14 protein-coding genes are annotated in these 17,360 nt (G+C 54.6%); 8 read left to right on the forward strand and 6 right to left on the reverse strand.

Annotated elements, in window-relative coordinates; all coding sequences use genetic code 11:
• Complete coding sequence (prlC, locus tag AAHF05_RS21175; RefSeq protein ID WP_129324575.1) at positions 1–2,043, reverse strand: oligopeptidase A; 2,043 nt, start codon at positions 2,041–2,043, stop codon at positions 1–3.
• Positions 2,044–2,220: 177 nt separating this feature from the next.
• On the opposite strand from prlC, the gene AAHF05_RS21180 reads away from it, so the two are divergent.
• From AAHF05_RS21180 to AAHF05_RS21190, 3 genes are all read left to right on the forward strand, one after another.
• A complete protein-coding gene (locus AAHF05_RS21180) occupies positions 2,221–3,063 on the forward strand; it encodes a 23S rRNA (adenine(2030)-N(6))-methyltransferase RlmJ (protein ID WP_028018339.1) in 843 nt (280 codons plus the stop codon).
• A 71-nt stretch (positions 3,064–3,134) separates the two neighbouring features.
• Positions 3,135–4,487 carry a glutathione-disulfide reductase gene (gene gorA / locus AAHF05_RS21185; protein WP_108091145.1) on the forward strand — a complete coding sequence of 451 codons (1,353 nt, stop codon included), beginning with the start codon at positions 3,135–3,137 and terminating at the stop codon, positions 4,485–4,487.
• A gap of 181 nt (positions 4,488–4,668) precedes the next feature.
• A complete protein-coding gene (locus AAHF05_RS21190) occupies positions 4,669–6,318 on the forward strand; it encodes an alpha,alpha-trehalase (protein ID WP_028018341.1) in 1,650 nt (549 codons plus the stop codon).
• Here the strand turns inward: AAHF05_RS21190 and AAHF05_RS21195 are convergent, their stop codons facing one another.
• Positions 6,319–7,908: an STY4199 family HEPN domain-containing protein gene (locus AAHF05_RS21195; RefSeq protein ID WP_129324574.1), complete on the reverse strand. Its 1,590-nt coding sequence runs from the start codon at positions 7,906–7,908 to the stop codon at positions 6,319–6,321.
• A gap of 148 nt (positions 7,909–8,056) precedes the next feature.
• Between AAHF05_RS21195 and AAHF05_RS21200 the strand changes: the two genes are divergently transcribed.
• Together AAHF05_RS21200 and AAHF05_RS21205 are read left to right on the forward strand one after the other, a co-directional pair.
• On the forward strand, positions 8,057–8,596 hold the full coding sequence (locus AAHF05_RS21200; RefSeq protein WP_129324573.1) for a GNAT family N-acetyltransferase: 540 nt from the start codon (positions 8,057–8,059) through the stop codon (positions 8,594–8,596).
• 71 nt (positions 8,597–8,667) lie between these two features.
• Positions 8,668–9,006, forward strand: a complete 339-nt coding sequence (locus AAHF05_RS21205) for a lysozyme (RefSeq protein ID WP_129324572.1) — start codon at positions 8,668–8,670, stop codon at positions 9,004–9,006.
• On the opposite strand, the gene AAHF05_RS21210 is transcribed toward AAHF05_RS21205, so the two are convergent.
• On the reverse strand, positions 8,985–9,587 hold the full coding sequence (locus tag AAHF05_RS21210; RefSeq protein WP_129324571.1) for a response regulator transcription factor: 603 nt from the start codon (positions 9,585–9,587) through the stop codon (positions 8,985–8,987). The genes AAHF05_RS21205 and AAHF05_RS21210 overlap by 22 nt on opposite strands.
• 172 nt (positions 9,588–9,759) lie before the next feature.
• Positions 9,760–10,518 (reverse strand): SDR family NAD(P)-dependent oxidoreductase, encoded by a 759-nt coding sequence (locus AAHF05_RS21215; protein ID WP_129324616.1) that lies wholly within the window; start codon positions 10,516–10,518, stop codon positions 9,760–9,762.
• A gap of 119 nt (positions 10,519–10,637) precedes the next feature.
• Between AAHF05_RS21215 and AAHF05_RS21220 the strand changes: the two genes are divergently transcribed.
• The 3 genes from AAHF05_RS21220 to AAHF05_RS21230 all read left to right on the forward strand — a co-directional run bounded on the left by AAHF05_RS21220 (position 10,638) and on the right by AAHF05_RS21230 (position 14,197).
• The gene (locus AAHF05_RS21220; RefSeq protein WP_129324570.1) at positions 10,638–11,537 is read left to right on the forward strand and encodes a LysR family transcriptional regulator; all 900 of its coding nucleotides are present in this window, start codon (positions 10,638–10,640) and stop codon (positions 11,535–11,537) included.
• Positions 11,538–11,587: 50 nt separating this feature from the next.
• Entirely contained in the window at positions 11,588–12,613 is a 1,026-nt protein-coding gene (gene yhjD / locus AAHF05_RS21225) for an inner membrane protein YhjD (protein ID WP_129324569.1), read from the forward strand.
• Positions 12,614–12,874: 261 nt separating this feature from the next.
• Positions 12,875–14,197, forward strand: a complete 1,323-nt coding sequence (locus tag AAHF05_RS21230) for an MFS transporter (RefSeq protein ID WP_028018349.1) — start codon at positions 12,875–12,877, stop codon at positions 14,195–14,197.
• Positions 14,198–14,290: 93 nt separating this feature from the next.
• On the opposite strand, the gene AAHF05_RS21235 is transcribed toward AAHF05_RS21230, so the two are convergent.
• Both AAHF05_RS21235 and pdeH read right to left on the reverse strand, forming a co-directional pair.
• Positions 14,291–16,333 (reverse strand): AsmA family protein, encoded by a 2,043-nt coding sequence (locus tag AAHF05_RS21235; RefSeq protein ID WP_129324568.1) that lies wholly within the window; start codon positions 16,331–16,333, stop codon positions 14,291–14,293.
• A gap of 65 nt (positions 16,334–16,398) precedes the next feature.
• Positions 16,399–17,172, reverse strand: a complete 774-nt coding sequence (gene pdeH / locus AAHF05_RS21240; protein ID WP_028018351.1) for a cyclic-guanylate-specific phosphodiesterase — start codon at positions 17,170–17,172, stop codon at positions 16,399–16,401.
• Positions 17,173–17,360: the final 188 nt, after the last annotated feature.

Raw genomic sequence — 17,360 nt, forward strand, 5'->3', positions numbered from 1 at the left:
TCAGCCTTTGATCCCGTAATGCTCCAGCATCGCATCCAGCTGCGGCTCGCGGCCACGGAAGCGTTTGAACAGCTCCATCGGCTCTTCTGAACCCCCGCGGGTCAGGATGTTATCGAGGAACGACTGGCCAGTTTCGCGGTTAAAAATCCCTTCCTCTTCGAAACGAGAGAAGGCATCTGCCGCCAGCACGTCGGCCCACAGGTAGCTATAGTAACCTGCCGCGTAGCCGCCTGCGAAGATGTGGCTGAACGCGTGCGGGAAGCGGCCCCAGGTTGGCCCAGGAATGACGGCAACCTGCTTTTTAATCTCAGCCAGGGTCTCGAGGATTTTAGCCCCTTGCTCCGGGCTGAACTCGGCGTGCAGGCGGAAATCGAACAGGCCGAACTCCAGCTGACGCAGGATAAACATCGCCGCCTGGTAATTTTTCGCTGCCAGCATTTTATCCAGCAGTTCTTTCGGCAGCGGTTCGCCGGTCTCATAGTGACCAGAGATAAACGCCAGTGCGTCCGGCTCCCAGCACCAGTTTTCCATAAACTGGCTTGGCAGTTCGACCGCATCCCACGGCACACCGCTGATCCCGGCCACGCCAGCGGTTTCGATGCGGGTCAGCATATGGTGCAGACCGTGGCCGAACTCGTGGAACAGGGTGATCACTTCGTCGTGGGTAAACAGCGCAGGTTTGCCATTCACTGGACGGTTGAAGTTACAGGTCAGATAAGCGACCGGCTTCTGCAGAGAACCGTCGGCTTTACGCATCTGGCCCACGCAGTCGTCCATCCACGCCCCGCCGCGTTTGTTCTCACGCGCGTAGAGATCGAGGTAAAAACTGCCACGCAGCTCGTTCTTCTCGTCATACAGCTCGAAGAAACGTACGTCCGGATGCCAGACGTCAATGTCGGTACGTTCTTTTGCGGTGATGCCATAGATGCGTTTAACCACTTCGAACAGACCGTTAACGGCTTTGTTTTCCGGGAAGTACGGGCGCAACTGCTCGTCGCTGATGCTGTAGAGGTGCTGCTTCTGTTTTTCGCTGTAGTAAGCGATGTCCCACGGCTGCAACTCGTCCACGCCGAACTCCGCCTTCGCGAAAGCACGCAACTGAGCCAGCTCTTTCTCACCCTGAGGACGGGCGCGTTTGGCCAGGTCGGTCAGGAAATCGAGTACCTGCTGTGGATTTTCCGCCATTTTGGTAGCGAGGGATTTATCAGCATAGTTTTCAAAGCCCAGCAGTTGCGCCAGCTCGTGACGCAGAGCCAGAATTTCAGCCATCACCGGGCTGTTGTCCCATTTACCGGCATTCGGCCCCTGGTCGGAGGCGCGGGTGCTGTAAGCGCGGTACATCTCTTCGCGCAACGCCTGGTTGTCGCAGTAGGTCATCACCGGCAGGTAGCTCGGGATATCCAGGGTTAACAGGAAACCTTCCTGCTCTTTCGCTTCGGCCTGCGCTTTTGCCGCCGCCAGCGCGCTTTCCGGCATCCCGGCCAACTGCGCTTCGTCGGTAATCAGCTTCGTCCAGCCCATGGTGGCGTCGAGCACGTTGTTGCTGTACTGATTACCCAGTTCAGACAGGCGCGCGGCAATTTCACCGTAGCGGGTCTGCTTCTCTTTTGGCAGACCAATCCCGGACAGCTCAAAATCACGCAGGGCGTTATCGACCGATTTTTTCTGCGCCGTGTTCAGTTCAGCATAGTAGTCGCCGTCGCGCAGGTCGCGATACGCTTTGTAGAGCCCTTCGTGCTGGCCGACCCAGGTGCTGTACTCAGAGAGCAGCGGCAGAGTCTGTTCGTAGGCTTCACGCAGTTCCGGACTGTTTTTAACCGAGTTCAGATGGCTCACCGGTGAGAAGATACGTCCCAGCACGTCGTCCACTTCGGCCAGCGGCTGACACAGATTTTCCCAGCTGTACGGCGCGCCCTGCGCTACCACGCTTTCTACCGCCGCGCGGCAGTTGTCCAGCGATTGCGTAACGGCTGGAACCACATGCTCAGGGAGGATTTTAGAAAATGGTGGCAACGAAAAAGGCGTCAGTAATGGATTGGTCATAAACGCTGTCCTGTTGAATAAGATGAATGAAGCGCGCATCCGGCGCTGTGCATATGGTCCAGTAATGGGGTTAAGTGTAGAGGATTTCAATGCCTGCGCTTACCGGGCTGACGGGTAATCTGTGCCGTTCTGCTGTAAACTGTGGCAAATCGTCATTTCAGCGGAATTTCATTACTCATGCTCAGTTATCGCCACAGCTTTCACGCAGGCAACCACGCCGATGTCCTCAAACACACCGTTCAGAGTCTGATCATCGAATCACTCAAAGAGAAAGAGAAGCCGTTTCTCTATCTGGACACCCACGCGGGCGCGGGGCGCTATCAGCTGAGCGGCGAACACGCCGAGCGTACCGGTGAATATCTGGAAGGGATCGCACGCATCTGGCAGCAGGATGACCTGCCAGCAGAACTGGAACCCTACATCGGTGTAGTGAACCATTTCAACCGCAACGGCCAGCTGCGTTACTACCCAGGTTCTCCGCTGATTGCCCGTCAGCTGTTGCGCGAACAGGACAGCATCCAGTTGACCGAGCTGCACCCAAGTGATTTCCCACTGTTGCGCGCTGAATTCCAGAAAGATAACCGCGCTCGCGTGGATAAAGCCGATGGCTATCAGCAGCTGAAAGCCAAATTGCCGCCGGTTTCCCGTCGCGGCCTGGTGCTGATCGACCCGCCGTACGAAATCAAAACCGACTATCAGGCGGTGGTGACCGGCATCCACGAAGGTTACAAGCGCTTTGCGACCGGTACCTATGCTCTGTGGTACCCGGTAGTGCTGCGCGCGCAAATCAAACGCATGATCAAAGACCTGGAAGCGACCGGCATCCGTAAAATTCTGCAGATTGAACTGGCGGTACGCCCGGATAGCGACCAGCGCGGCATGACCGCCTCCGGTATGATTGTCATCAACCCGCCGTGGAAGCTCGAAGCGCAGATGAATAACGTGCTGCCGTGGCTGCACAAAACGCTGGTGCCAGCGGGTACAGGCCACGCCACCGTCAGTTGGATCGTGCCTGAGTAATCACAGCCATCGGTGGAACCTATTGATTTCAGGTATACAATCGCGGCAATTCACGATTAAGGATAAAATCTATGACTAAGCATTATGACTACATCGCAATCGGCGGCGGCAGCGGCGGCATCGCCTCCATCAACCGTGCGGCCATGTATGGCCAGAAATGTGCGCTGATTGAAGCCAAAGAACTTGGCGGCACCTGCGTGAACGTGGGTTGTGTACCGAAGAAAGTGATGTGGCATGCGGCGCAGATCCGTGAAGCTATCCATATGTATGGCCCGGACTACGGCTTTGACACCACCATCAACCACTTCGACTGGGACAAACTGATCGCCAGCCGTACCGCCTACATCGACCGTATTCACACCTCGTACGACAACGTACTGGGTAAAAATAACGTCGACGTGATCCGTGGTTTTGCCCGCTTTGTGGACGCGAAAACGATCGAAGTGAACGGCGAGACGATCACTGCCGATCACATCCTGATCGCCACCGGCGGCCGTCCGAGCCACCCGAATATCCCGGGTGTGGAATACGGTATCGACTCCGACGGCTTCTTCGAACTGCCAGCCCTGCCAAAACGCGTTGCCGTGGTGGGCGCGGGTTACATTGCGGTTGAGCTTGCCGGCGTGATTAATGGTCTGGGTGCCGAAGCGCATCTGTTCGTGCGTAAACACGCACCGCTGCGTAGCTTTGACCCGCTGATCGTCGACACGCTGGTAGAAGTGATGAACGCCGAAGGCCCAACCCTGCACACCAACGCCGTACCAAAAGCGGTAGTGAAAAATGCAGACGGCAGCCTGACCCTGGAGCTGGAAGATGGCCGCAGCCAGACCGTCGATTGCCTGATCTGGGCGATTGGCCGTGAACCAGCGAACGATAACTTCAACCTGGCCGTCACGGGCGTGAAAACCAATGATAAAGGCTATATCGTCGTTGATAAGTTCCAGAACACCAGCGTACCGGGCATTTATGCTGTCGGTGATAACACCGGTGCGGTTGAGCTGACCCCGGTTGCCGTTGCAGCGGGTCGCCGTCTCTCCGAGCGTCTGTTTAACAACAAGCCGGAAGAGCATCTGGACTACAGTAATATCCCGACCGTGGTCTTCAGCCACCCGCCAATCGGCACCGTCGGCTTAACCGAGCCGCAGGCGCGCGAGCAGTATGGCGACGATCAGGTGAAAGTGTATAAATCGGCGTTTACCGCGATGTATACCGCTGTTACCTCTCACCGTCAGCCGTGCCGTATGAAGCTGGTGTGCGTTGGGCCAGACGAGAAGATTGTCGGTATTCACGGCATTGGCTTTGGCATGGATGAGATCCTGCAGGGCTTTGCGGTGGCGCTGAAGATGGGTGCAACGAAGAAAGACTTCGACAACACCGTGGCGATCCACCCGACGGCTGCGGAAGAGTTCGTTACCATGCGATAATCCTGAAGCCCCTCTCCGGAGGGGCTTTTTTTTAACATTCATACACCGTTGCAAAACGAATGCTCCGAAAATAGTGATCTAGCGCACATATTCCTCCCCATCTACCGAAGCGAATGTCTACGCTTTAAAGACACCCGGAAGAACAATCTCTTTGAACACACAACCGGAGGTCCTTATCACCATGTTCAACCAGAAGACACAGGCTACCGAGAACATCGAATTCGGGATTGAAGAAGAGCTGCGCTACGAGACCGATCCCTGTGAGTTGAAACTGGATGAAATGATTGAAGCGGAGCCGGAGCCCGAGATGATCGAAGGGCTACCCGCCTCTGATGCCCTGACGCCCGCCGATCGCTATCTTGAACTGTTCGAACACGTGCAGTCTTCACGGCTGTTTGCAGACAGCAAAACCTTCCCCGACTGCGCGCCGAAGATGGACCCACTGGATATTCTGATCCGCTACCGCAAGGTCAAACGCCACCGGGATTTCGACCTGCGCCAGTTTGTGGAGAACCACTTCTGGTTGCCTGAGACTTACAGCACAGAATATGTCTCCGACCCCGGCCTTTCGTTAAAAGAGCACATCGACAGCCTGTGGCCAGTGCTAACGCGCGAGCCGCAGGATCATATTCCCTGGTCATCCCTGCTGGCGCTGCCGCAAGCGTATATCGTACCTGGCGGCCGATTCAGCGAGACCTATTACTGGGACTCTTATTTCTCCATGCTGGGGTTGGCCGAGAGTGGCCGGAACGATCTGCTGAAATGTATGGCGGATAACTTCGCCTGGCTAATCGAACGCTACGGTCATATTCCGAACGGCAACCGCACCTATTATCTCAGCCGCTCCCAGCCCCCCGTTTTTGCCCTGATGGTTGAGCTGTTCGAGGAGGACGGCGTGCGCGGGGCGAAGCGTTACCTTGAACACCTCAAAATGGAGCACGCCTTCTGGATGGACGGCGCTGAGTCATTGCTGCTTAATCAGGCCTATCGGAGTGCGGTACGTATGCCGGACGGTTCGCTGCTCAACCGCTACTGGGACGACCGTGACACACCGCGTGACGAATCATGGATTGAGGATGTGGAAACGGCCCGCCACTCGGGTCGTCCGCCCAATGAGGTGTATCGCGATCTGCGTGCGGGAGCGGCGTCAGGTTGGGATTATTCCTCCCGCTGGCTGCGCGATCCGTCACGGCTCGCCAGCATCCGCACGACGCAGTTTATCCCCATCGATCTGAACGCCTTCCTGTTCAAGCTGGAAAGTGCAATTGCCAATATCTCAGCATCGAAAGGAGATAAAGAAACCGCCGACCTGTTCCGCCAGAAAGCCAGCGATCGCCGCGAGGCAGTGAACCGCTATCTATGGGATGAGGAGAGCGGCTGTTTCCGCGATTATGACTGGAGACGCGAGGAAAAGGCGCTGTTCTCAGCAGCCAGCATTGTGCCTCTGTATGTGGGTATGGCAACCCATGAGCAGGCCGAACGCCTGTCTGATGCGGTCAAAGCGCGGCTCCTGACCCCTGGCGGTATTCTCGCCACCGAGTATGAAACCGGTGAACAGTGGGATAAACCCAACGGCTGGGCCCCGCTGCAATGGATGGCAATTCAGGGGTTCAAGCAGTACGGAAATGATTCGCTAGGGGATGAGATCGCCTGGAGCTGGTTGCAGACGGTGAACCATTTTTATAATCACCACCATAAGCTCATTGAGAAGTACCACATCGCCAGCAGTACACCACGCGAAGGGGGCGGTGGTGAATACCCCCTGCAGGATGGCTTTGGCTGGACGAACGGCGTGGTGCGACGGCTGATTGGGTTGTATGGGGAACCTTAATCAGCGAATCACCTCATAAATGGCGGTCTGGATGGACTGCCATTTTTTCGTGGTGGCATCCGGTTGTGATTGCGCGCGACGGGTCGCCATATCGAGATCGTGCTGCTGGCGTTTCACCACGGCTGGCACGGTACAGAATGCTTTCAGATACTCTTTACGTTTTGACGTTAAAGGCTCGCCATTCGACATGGCGTGGCTGAGGGTGTTGATAAAGCGACGGCACGGCTTCTCTTCGACCATGTTCTGCCGGTAGCGTAACATCAGCTCCAGCACGTCGTCATAACCTGCCGACATCGCCTCTTCGGTCCATGACAGCTTCCAGTCCATACCGCCCTGCAAAAACAGCTGGGTCACGCGGGTATCGTTGCGGTTAATGGCCGAACGGAAATTATTTTCGTCCCAGGTTACGCCCATGCGCGTCAGCGTTTCGCGCGAGGAAGGCGTCTCGCGCATTTCCTGTGGAGGAGCCGCTTCAGCAGCACTTGCAGTCGCAGGCTGCGGTTTGCTACCGGTCACCAGCCAGAAGCCTCCCACCAGGATTGCAATTACCATGACGCCAACCGCCCCCCATAACGCACCGGAAATAAGCTGCTCGCGTTGTTCTGGGGTGCGCGGTGCGCGCTGGGTCGGCTTTTCAATGGTGTCACGAACTTCAAACAGATCACCGCCAGTGACCCGATCCATTTTCTGCGCCTTTTCCCAGAAGGTATGCAATTCGCTGGCATCTACCGCCATTAACCCCGTCGGATTAACGCGGGTTCTCCCCTCTTCAAACGCACGCTGAACCGGTCGGCTGATCTGCGTGTAATAGTTATCCAGCAGCTGAATTTGCGCCGAACTTAATGTTTTCTGAACCGTGATGTTGTTGCGGATTTGCCGAATGTCATCGAGGAAGGTTTGCAGCGTTTTACGCGGTTCCACCAGCAGCGTCAGCATGGACGGGTCACTGAATAGCGAAGCGTAATAGCGGCTGAACTCTTTTTTATCCACCAGCATCTGCGCCAGTTCACTGAACATCATGCCGCTCAGGACATCGTTAATCTCGCCAAGCTTCAACCAGCGTCTTACCCGGTCGGCGTTAAAAAGCGTCTTAAGATGGTTATTCAACCGCACCTGATCGGGCCAGGCCTGCTGGATGAGCCCTTTTAACATCAGCTCGATCGCACGCACCTGTTTGTGCGCCTGTTGCTGCTGGAGTTCACTGCCCGGAGCCAGTTCAGTGCTGTAGGTCAGAAGCGGCTGCTGCAGACGAAGGTGTTCCAGTGCAGTCACAAACCGCATTGCCGCAATCAGCTGGTTTTCACTCACATCCTGTCCGCTTTCATACTGCGGTACGCGCTGCTGCAGCAGGCGCAGCTGCAGCGTAAATTCCGACATCTCGGCATCATTCAGATTGAGCTTCTTCGCAACGGCTCCCCAGCCCCCCAGAGCTAATCGCGCGCTGTCCAGTTGTTCAAGAAACCAGCGTGGATCTTTGCCCTCAGAAGCATGTACATTCAGAAGAAGCAAAATTTCCACAGACGCCTGGCGAATGACCGCCAGACAGTGTTCGAACTGTTCGCGAACGTGATGTGATGTACTGAGAGCCATTGTTTTCCTTAAGCGCCAACGAAGACATCCGGAATGGGCACGTAACTGCCGTTTTTCTTTTTATTTATACGAGGTTAACCATACCTGACTTTCTATTGAAATAAAGTGACAACCCTAAAATCATTTAAAAAGTGTCAGGAGAATCTGAATGCCTGTTTTAAACACCCCACGCCTTAGCTGCTCGCCCCTGCAGGAACATGACTGGCCCTTTTTTCTGGCATTACAGCAACATCCTGATGTCATGCGCTTTGTTGCGCAAGATCGCCCTGTAGCAGAGATCCGCGAGGCTTTTGACGCTCGTCTGACGCCATGGACACCTGGCAGCACACACTGGCTTTGTCTCGTCGTGCGTGATGCCACCACCCGAACGGCGCTGGGCGTCACCGGGTATATTCATCGGGAAGAGGATTGTGCTGAAGTGGGTTTTCTTTTTGCGCCCGCGGCGCAGGGGAAAGGTTACGGCTTCGAATCCCTGCAGGCACTTTGTGACTATGCCTTTCATCAGGGAGGGATACGCCGGCTGACCGCTACCGTCACTGCGGGGAATGTCGCCTCAAGACGCCTGCTGGAAAAAGCCCATTTTCGTCTGGAAGGTGAGTTACGCGAGAGCTATTACCTTGCCGGGCGCTGGCATAATGACTGGTTGTTCGGTTTATTGAGGCAGGAATACCTGAGCAATAACGCCTGATCAACAGCCATTTGGCGGATATTTCTCTGACGTTGATTCCTCTACAGTGTCGCTATTAAGAGGACACAAATATGAAAGGTCATGCACTGAAAATATCGGCTGCCGCTATTGCGTTAATAAAAAATCATCAGGGGCTTTCACTGGCGAAATATCGTGACGAAAACGGTTTATGGGTTATTGGTTATGGCCACGTTATCCGCGATCGGGAAACGTTTAACAGTCTGATCACCCCTTCTGAGGCAGAATATTTGCTTCATAAGGACATTCAGCTATGTGAGAGGCTGCTGCAGGAAAATATGGCACAGCCATTAACCCAACAGCAGCATGACGCAATGGTGCTGATGCTATTCAGCTTCGGTGAGATGTCCTCGCTTCCGAAAGCGGTTCTTCAGACCGTCGCCCGCGTATAGTACATGGCTGCCTGCGTTCTGTTTTTAACATCCAGCCGACGGAAAAGCGCTTCCAGATGCGCTTTTACCGTGGCCGCACTGATGTTGAGATTGCGTCCAATCTCTTTATTAGATTCCCCCGCGGCCAGCAATTTCAGAACTTCACGCTGGCGTTCGCTCAGAGATAATAAGGCCTGAGATGACGACGGCTGTTTAACCCACTCTCCGGGAAAACAGACCATCCCTCTTGACACCGAATCCAGCACGGCGGAAAACCGTTCGGGGCTCGCCTTGCGGGGAATAATGGCCATGACGTTTCGCTGCAACAACTGCTCAACCCATCGGGCCTCTTTTTTCGATAACACCATGACCACGGATATCGCCGGGAAGCGAGTCATGAGCGCTTCCAGCCACGCGATCTCGTCATCCTGAATTAAATTTCCGTCAATCATGACGATAGCAGACGGTGACGCTGATACCTGAGCCCATAAATCTTCTGCCTGACAGGTTCCTGTTATATTTATTTCTGGAATTAACGTCTGAAGACTGTGTATCACTCCATGAATAAATATTGACTGCCTGTCAAACATGATCACTCGCATCGTTTTTCCCCTCTGAGAATAGCGAAGGGGGATTCTACAGAGGCGTTATTTAAGAAAAAACTCAATGAATGGGGACGTTACAAATCCCCCCGTGTTCTTTATATCTGTCAGTATTTGGACACATTAATGTTGAGGATTTCCTTAAGAGGTTCCTTCCCCTTAAGAATAGACATCACAGGAACATTCCACCTGATACTTCAATACGTTGTGCGTTCATCCAGCCCAGTTTATCGCTAAGCAGGGCCGCAATGGAATCGCCAATATCATCCGGTAGCCCCACCCGACCCAGGGCGGTCTGTGAAGCCAGCATCTGATTCAACTGCGCGTTGTCACGCACGCGTCCACCGCCAAAGTCCGTTTCTATCGCGCCGGGAGCAATGATGTTGACGGTGATCCCGCGCGCGCCCAGCTCTTTCGCCTGATAACGGGTCAGCACTTCCATCGCCCCTTTCATGGCAGCATAGGTCCCTGAACCTGGCTGAGTAAAACGAGCCAGTCCACTGGAAACATTGAGGATCCGTCCCCCGTCATTAAGCAATGGCAGCAGGCGCTGTGTCAGGAAAAACGGCCCTTTGAAATGGATGTTTAACGCCTCATCAAACTGAGCTTCCGTTGTGTCGGTATAGGGCGCGTATAACCCCGTTCCGGCATTGTTTAATAAACAATCAAAGGTGTCACGCTGCCAGACGGTGTTAAGGGTTTCCTGAAGCTGCCGGGCAAAATGGTCGAAACTGGCGATATCCCCGACGTTGAGCTGTAATGCTGCCGCTCTGACACCTTTTCCCTGAATTTCGCGTACAACATCCTGTGCTTCCTGCTCACTGCGGTGATATGTCAGGATAATTCCCGTCCCCTCTGCCGCCAGCTTTAAAGCCGCGTTTTTACCCAGTCCACGGCTACCACCCGTCACTAATGCGATACGTTCAGTCATCATAAACCTCGTTTTGGCTGTTATGGAGATTGAGAAAGAGCTTATTAGGTGATAGAAAATCAATAAAGATGGGATAAAACGCTTCACTGTTTCAACCGCAACAACAATGAGCTTCGTCTATGGATAAAATTCACGCAATGCAGTTGTTTGTCCGCGTCGCGGAACTGGAGAGTTTTTCCCGCGCGGCAGAAACATTAACGCTGCCAAAAGGCAGCGTTTCTCGGCAAATTCAGGCGCTGGAAAACCGGCTTGGCACCCAGCTGTTGCACCGCACCACGCGTCGCGTCAGCCTGACGCAGGACGGCATGGTCTATTACGAGCGGGCAAAAGATCTGCTGGCAAACCTTGATGAACTCGACGGAATGTTTCAGCACGACCCCTCCAGCATCAGCGGGCGGTTACGCGTGGATATGCCCGTCGCCGTTGCGCGAAATTTAGTCATCCCCAAACTGCCTGTTTTTCTGCAGCACTATCCCGGTATCGAACTGGAACTCAGCAGCAGCGATCGTCTTGTGGATGTGATCCGTGAAGGGTTTGATTGTGTCGTCCGCGTCGGCACACTGAAGGATTCAGGGCTTATCGCGCGTCCGCTGGGCAAACTGTCGGTGATTAACTGCGCCAGCCCGGATTATCTGGCGCGTTTTGGCTACCCGGAAACGCTGGACGATTTAGGCTCACATGCCGTCATTCATTATGCCGCCATGCTGGGTACCCGCCCGCAGGGCTTTGAGTTTTATAGCGGCAGTGCGACGCAGTGGATAAAAACGGGCGGGGTGTTAACCGTCAATAGCACGGAAACTTACCAGGCTGCCTGCCTCGCCGGGTTGGGCATTATTCAGGTTCCGCGGGTTGGGGTGCGTGATTTACTGCGCGCGAAGAAACTGATTGAGATCCTCCCGCAATACAAGGCCGAACCGATGCCTGTCTCTCTTATTTATCCCCATCGCCGTAACCTCTCCCGCCGGGTACATCTGTTTATGGAGTGGCTTACCGAACTTACAAAAGCTTATGTGGATTAGCCGCAAGCTATAATTCAATTACATCCAGCCAAACGAAAAGGAAAAGAAGCGTGACGCCGGAAAACAACCCGCAACGACCCACCCAACAGTTAGATTATGATCCCATCAAAAAGATGGAAACCGGGCCCGAAGAGGCCAAATCGCCAGGCTCCGCCAGCAAAGCGCTGGGAACCGTCACCGGTATCGCCGCAAGAATTCAGCAGTTTCCCATGGTGGCGCATCTGATACGTGCGGCCGAACGCTTCAATGACCGCATGGGAAACCAGTTTGGTGCCGCCATCACCTATTTTTCCTTCCTGTCGATGATCCCGATCCTGATGGTGTCGTTTGCGGCGGCCGGTTTTGTGCTCGCGTCGCACCCAACGCTGCTTCAGGATATCTTCGCTAAGATCCTGAATAATGTCAGCGACCCGACCCTTGCCAGCACGCTCAAAAGCACCATCAATACCGCCGTCCAACAGCGTACCACGGTCGGCATCGTCGGTTTGCTGATTGCCCTTTACTCCGGCGTTAACTGGATGGGCAACCTGCGCGAGGCCATTCGCGCCCAGTCGCGCGAGGTGTGGGAGCGTAAGCCTCAGGATCAGGAAAAAATTTGGATTAAGTATATTCGTGACTTTGTTTCGCTGATTGGCCTGCTTGTCGCACTCATCGTCACGCTCTCGATTACTTCTGTTGCAGGCTCCGCGCAGCAGATGATTATCTCCGCGCTTTATCTCGATTATATCGAGTGGCTGAAACCCGCCTGGCGCGGCATTGGTCTGGCGATTTCCATCTTCGCTAACTACCTGCTGTTCTTCTGGATCTTCTGGCGCCTGCCGCGTCATCGTCCGCGCAAGAAGGCGCTGATCCGTGGAACATTGATTGCGGCGATAGGCTTTGAGGTGATCAAAATTGTGATGACCTGGACCCTGCCGGCGCTGGTTAAATCCCCTTCTGGCGCGGCGTTTGGTTCAGTACTGGGGTTGATGGCGTTCTTCTACTTCTTCGCCCGCCTGACGCTGTTCTGCGCAGCGTGGATTGCCACCGCCCAGTACAAAGATGACCCAAGGATGCCGGGGAAAACGCATCGGTAATCCCTCTCCCGGGCTGAAATCTCAGCCCGATTCATCATTTCAGCATATAAATCCAGTCCGTAACTTTTATTTAACCGAAAACCAGTTTAATTGACTGATATTTAAAATCTGTGAAGCATTTCATAGACGTGTTTTGGCTGGTCTGAAAATTATCCGCTTTTTGTTGCTTTTATCACCAGCCAACAGCTTTGTTACAGATTGAAATGTCGCTTTTGCTGTGCGTAATATGGCCTTTCGTTCGACAAAAAATAAGAAAATATTATGCAAGCAACAGCCACAACACTCGACTCTGGTGCAGAAAACGTTCCGGTAAATTCGCGCAATAAAGTTGTCGTCGCATCGCTGATTGGCACCGCCATCGAGTTCTTCGACTTTTACATTTATGCCACTGCTGCGGTCATCGTCTTCCCGCATATTTTCTTCCCGCAGGGAGACCCGACGGCAGCCACGCTACAATCTCTGGCTACCTTTGCTATCGCGTTTGTAGCCCGTCCGATTGGCTCTGCCCTGTTTGGGCATTTTGGCGATCGCATTGGGCGTAAAGTCACCCTGGTGGCCTCATTGCTGACGATGGGGATCTCCACCGTGGCCATCGGTCTGCTGCCAACTTACGAAACTATCGGCATTCTGGCCCCGGTTCTGCTGGCGCTGGCGCGTTTTGGTCAGGGTCTGGGGCTGGGGGGTGAATGGGGTGGCGCTGCGCTGCTGGCGACCGAGAACGCACCGGCGCGTAAGCGTGCGCTGTATGGTTCATTCCCGCAGCTTGGCGCACCCATTGGCTTCTTCTTTGCCAACGGGACGTTCCTGCTGCTCTCCTGGCTGCTGACAGATGAACAGTTCATGAGCTGGGGCTGGCGTATCCCGTTTGTGTTCTCTGCCGTGCTGGTGCTGATTGGTCTGTATGTCCGCGTTTCTTTGCATGAAACCCCTGTTTTCGCGAAAGTTGCCGCCGAGAAAAAACAGGTGAAAGTACCGCTGGGCACGCTGCTGACCAAACACGTCCGCGTGACCGTGCTGGGCACGTTTATTATGCTGGCGACTTATACCCTGTTCTACATCATGACCGTTTACTCCATGACGTTCAGTACCGCCGCCGCGCCGGTTGGGCTGGGCCTGCCGCGTAACGAAGTGCTGTGGATGCTGATGATGGCGGTGATTGGGTTTGGTGTGATGGTACCGATTGCGGGTCTGCTGGCGGATAAATTTGGTCGCCGCGCAAGCATGATTGTGATCACCACGCTGATCATTCTGTTTGCGCTGTTCGTCTTCCCGCCGCTGCTGGGTTCCGGTAGTCCGGCGCTGGTGATGGCCTACCTGCTGATTGGCCTGAGCCTGATGGGGCTGACCTTCGGCCCGATGGGCGCGCTGCTGCCGGAGCTGTTTCCGACGGAAGTGCGTTATACCGGCGCGTCGTTCTCTTACAACGTCTCCTCCATTCTGGGCGCGTCCGTTGCGCCGTACATCGCGACCTGGTTACAGGCAAACTATGGTCTGTTCTATGTCGGTGTCTATCTGGCAGCTATGGCAGCGCTGACGCTGATTGCGCTGCTGCTGACGCACGAGACGAAGCACCAGGCTCTGTAAGCTAATGCCGGGTGGCGGCTACGCCTTACCCGGCCTACGATTCAAATGTAGGCCGGGTAAGCGCAGCGCCACCCGGCAATAACAGGCCGCACCTTACTTCTTCATCTGTGACAAAATCGTCCGGCACTGATTCGCTTCGCCTTCTGAAGGCGAAATCAACGCCAGCAGCGCTGCAGCCGGGGTAACCAGCGTCGCGAGGGCTGCAGCCACCGCACCACGCGCAATCAACGGCCCTGGCTTCACACCCGCCTGGGGGTTTTTGAAGGTGCCGCGCACATAAAGCGGCGAGCGCAGGGTGATGATACGAATCCCCTTACTTTCCGGATCGATCGTCAAATCAAGCTGCTCGGAGGCCATGCTGGCGGTACCGGTCACGTTAATGACTGCATTTTCCGTGTCGAAGGCAAAAATCTGCGGGCGTGCCACGCCGTTAACCAGATCCAGATTGGCCGCCGCGCAGTTCACCCGCACCTCGTCGTCACCGAAGATTTGCCCGATAACGTAGTTACCGACGTTCAATCCCAGGATCTCCATCAGGTTGCGGCTCACCAGCCCGTCGTTCATCAGAAGCTTCAGATTGCCATTACTGCTTCCCAGCAGCGCCGCCACGGAATTCCCTACCCCGCGAATGTCGGCATCACCGTTCATTTCGCCGAGGGTTTTCTGCATTAACTCCACGTTCGGCATCAGCGCTTTCAGCTTAAGCCTGCGGGCCTGAATATCGGCTCGTCCCTGCATCGGCTTTTTATCGCCTTCCAGGTGAATGTTCGAGGAAATTGTCCCGCCTGCCATGCCAAACTTCAGCGGCTGCAGGCGCAGGTCGGCATTCTGGAGGAGAATATGGGTCGAAAGATTGCTGATCGGCAGCGTGCTGCCGTGTTCAATTTTGCCGCCTTTGAAGCGTACATCCGCATCCATTGCATTCCACTTGTCGGTCTCAAAGCGTTCGTAGGGCAGCACTTTCCCCGCGGGCTGGAGGTCTTTCTTCACCTCTTTTGACTTCGTACCTTTACCGGAATCAATACCTATCAGCGGGCCTAAGTCGGCCAGACGCAGCTGGCGGGACTCAACATCCCCTTCCAGTTTCGGGCGCGGTTTTCCGGTGGTGTAAGTCAGTGAGCCGTGGATATCACTGTCGCCAATACGACCGTTGAAACCCCGGTAATCAAATACCGACGATTTTTCTGCATTGATTTTCGCCACCAGATGGCCGTCGGTCTCAAACGGAGGCGTATCCGGCAGTAGCACGCCAGTGAGCTGATACAATTCGCCCAGCGAATCGCCGGCAAATTTCAGCTGTAGATCGACACCCCCCATGTTCATCGGATCGTTGACCGTCCCCACGAACGCCACACGGGTATTTCCGGAACGGAAATCCGCCTGCACCGGGAACGGCGTGCCTTCGCTCCTGAGCGCCAGCATGCCGCCTATTTTCCCTTTACCGCTGAGAGGCTGATCGTTGTAGCGTCCCTTTGCCGTCAGGCCAAATACGTAATCACCGACGTTGGCGTTGTCGCCTTTCGCTTTGCTGCCAGTCACTTCGCTAAACGGTAATGGTTTGCCCAGCGGATCAACCAGGATCTCCACCTCCGCCCTGCTGACCTTATCGTCGATGGCGATCCGCCCGCGATCGAAAAGAATATTGTCGAGACGGAATGACCAGGAAGAAGGCTGAGCATTCGGATCTTTTTCGCTGTCGCTGGCAAGGTTGAACGTCCAGTTGTTGTTTTTTTCAGAGAGGCGAATCAGCCGCGCGTCGGGCTGCTGAAGCTTGATCCACGGCAGATAGACCGTTTTGGACAATAGCGCTAACGGGGCCAGTGTGGCTTCAACGCGGGGCAGATGCACCATGGTGACATCCGGGATATCTGGCGGGTTGCCGAGGATGATGTCGTCGGCGTGAACATGTGGCCAGGGGATCCAGCTTCGCCAGCCGGTATCCTCTTTCTGACGTTCCCAAACCACCCCTAAATCACCGCGTATGGCGAAGGGGCGGTTCAGCTCGGTTGAGACTTTCTGGTTGATGGTCGGCTTAAGACGGTTCCAGTCAAACGTCGCAACAATGACGACGAAAACCACGATCAACAACAAGAAAATCCCTGCTACCCAGGAGATTACCCTGGCTGTTTTTGTCATTGTTTTCCCCTTTCCTGATGACCTGTCCTGTAAAACTATAGTTCAGACAAAGGGAAGCGGGCTTATCAGAGGGTCGTTATCACGTTATCGAGGTGATCCATGGGGACCGGGCGAGAGAGGAAATAGCCTTGCGCCGCCGCTGCAGGAGAGTTTTGCACATCACGCCACTCTTCCAGCGTTTCCACGCCTTCAACAATCACCCCCTGGCAATAGCGGTTCATCAGCTGTAATAACAGCGTAAACAGATTCCGCCCTTCAGAGGTCTGGCGCAGCATTATGAACAGCTCGCGGGCCACTTTAATGTAGTCATAATGCACTTCACTCAGGGCAGAGAAGTTCGCCATGCCAGTGCCAAAATCATCCAGCCACAACGGGCCATACTCACATATTGAAGCAAACGAAGAGTCCTGCGGCAGCCGGACATGCTCGACCAGCTCAAAGCGCATCCATGGCAGGGTGGCGATCAATTCCTGCAATTTCGCATTCTGACGCAACGCCAGCAGAGTTGGGCCATCAACGTTCACCGAGGCGAGGATATCATTCTGCTCGAAAAAGGCCTGCTTCGTTGCCAGCATACGGAGCTGTTCTTCCAGCACATCCAGGCGCTGGCGAACGGCAACTTCGGCAAAATAGCGATCCGGTGCGATACGCTGAGAAGGGTTTGATGGATGCGTGACGACGGTCAAAATTTCAATTGCCATCAGCCGACCATCAGTCCGGTAGATCGGCTGATAGGTGTACGCGCGCTCACATTGCAGCCAGTAGCGATGCTCCTGCAAGTTCTCAATACTTGCCTCAGGCGTAGTGCTCAGCCGCTGGATAACCTGCTCTGACTTCATTTCAGATGTCCTGTTGTTGGGATAGCCTTTCTGGACTCGTCACAGGATTATCGGCGCAACAATTGAGAACTTTATGTTCAATTCACGGGGAAAATGAAATTAAGATGACAGAAATGAACAGGAACACGCGCTGGCTCAAACAAAATAATGGAACGTTGTTTTAATATAGTTGACCAGTTAATTCACTC

The organism is Enterobacter adelaidei (assembly GCF_041937165.1).
In the GTDB taxonomy this organism is placed as follows: Bacteria; Pseudomonadota; Gammaproteobacteria; order Enterobacterales; family Enterobacteriaceae; genus Enterobacter; species Enterobacter adelaidei.

Excerpts from the sequence above, each read along its gene's own strand:
- AAHF05_RS21200 (WP_129324573.1), top strand. The coding sequence starts at position 8,057 with ATGCCTGTTTTAAACACCCCACGCCTTAGCTGCTCGCCCCTGCAGGAA.
- AAHF05_RS21210 (WP_129324571.1), bottom strand. The coding sequence starts at position 9,587 with ATGCGAGTGATCATGTTTGACAGGCAGTCAATATTTATTCATGGAGTG.
- AAHF05_RS21180 (WP_028018339.1), top strand. The coding sequence starts at position 2,221 with ATGCTCAGTTATCGCCACAGCTTTCACGCAGGCAACCACGCCGATGTC.
- AAHF05_RS21195 (WP_129324574.1), bottom strand. The coding sequence starts at position 7,908 with ATGGCTCTCAGTACATCACATCACGTTCGCGAACAGTTCGAACACTGT.
- AAHF05_RS21215 (WP_129324616.1), bottom strand. The coding sequence starts at position 10,518 with ATGACTGAACGTATCGCATTAGTGACGGGTGGTAGCCGTGGACTGGGT.
- prlC (WP_129324575.1), bottom strand. The coding sequence starts at position 2,043 with ATGACCAATCCATTACTGACGCCTTTTTCGTTGCCACCATTTTCTAAA.
- AAHF05_RS21235 (WP_129324568.1), bottom strand. The coding sequence starts at position 16,333 with ATGACAAAAACAGCCAGGGTAATCTCCTGGGTAGCAGGGATTTTCTTG.
- pdeH (WP_028018351.1), bottom strand. The coding sequence starts at position 17,172 with ATGAAGTCAGAGCAGGTTATCCAGCGGCTGAGCACTACGCCTGAGGCA.
- AAHF05_RS21230 (WP_028018349.1), top strand. The coding sequence starts at position 12,875 with ATGCAAGCAACAGCCACAACACTCGACTCTGGTGCAGAAAACGTTCCG.
- AAHF05_RS21205 (WP_129324572.1), top strand. The coding sequence starts at position 8,668 with ATGAAAGGTCATGCACTGAAAATATCGGCTGCCGCTATTGCGTTAATA.
- AAHF05_RS21220 (WP_129324570.1), top strand. The coding sequence starts at position 10,638 with ATGGATAAAATTCACGCAATGCAGTTGTTTGTCCGCGTCGCGGAACTG.
- AAHF05_RS21190 (WP_028018341.1), top strand. The coding sequence starts at position 4,669 with ATGTTCAACCAGAAGACACAGGCTACCGAGAACATCGAATTCGGGATT.
- gorA (WP_108091145.1), top strand. The coding sequence starts at position 3,135 with ATGACTAAGCATTATGACTACATCGCAATCGGCGGCGGCAGCGGCGGC.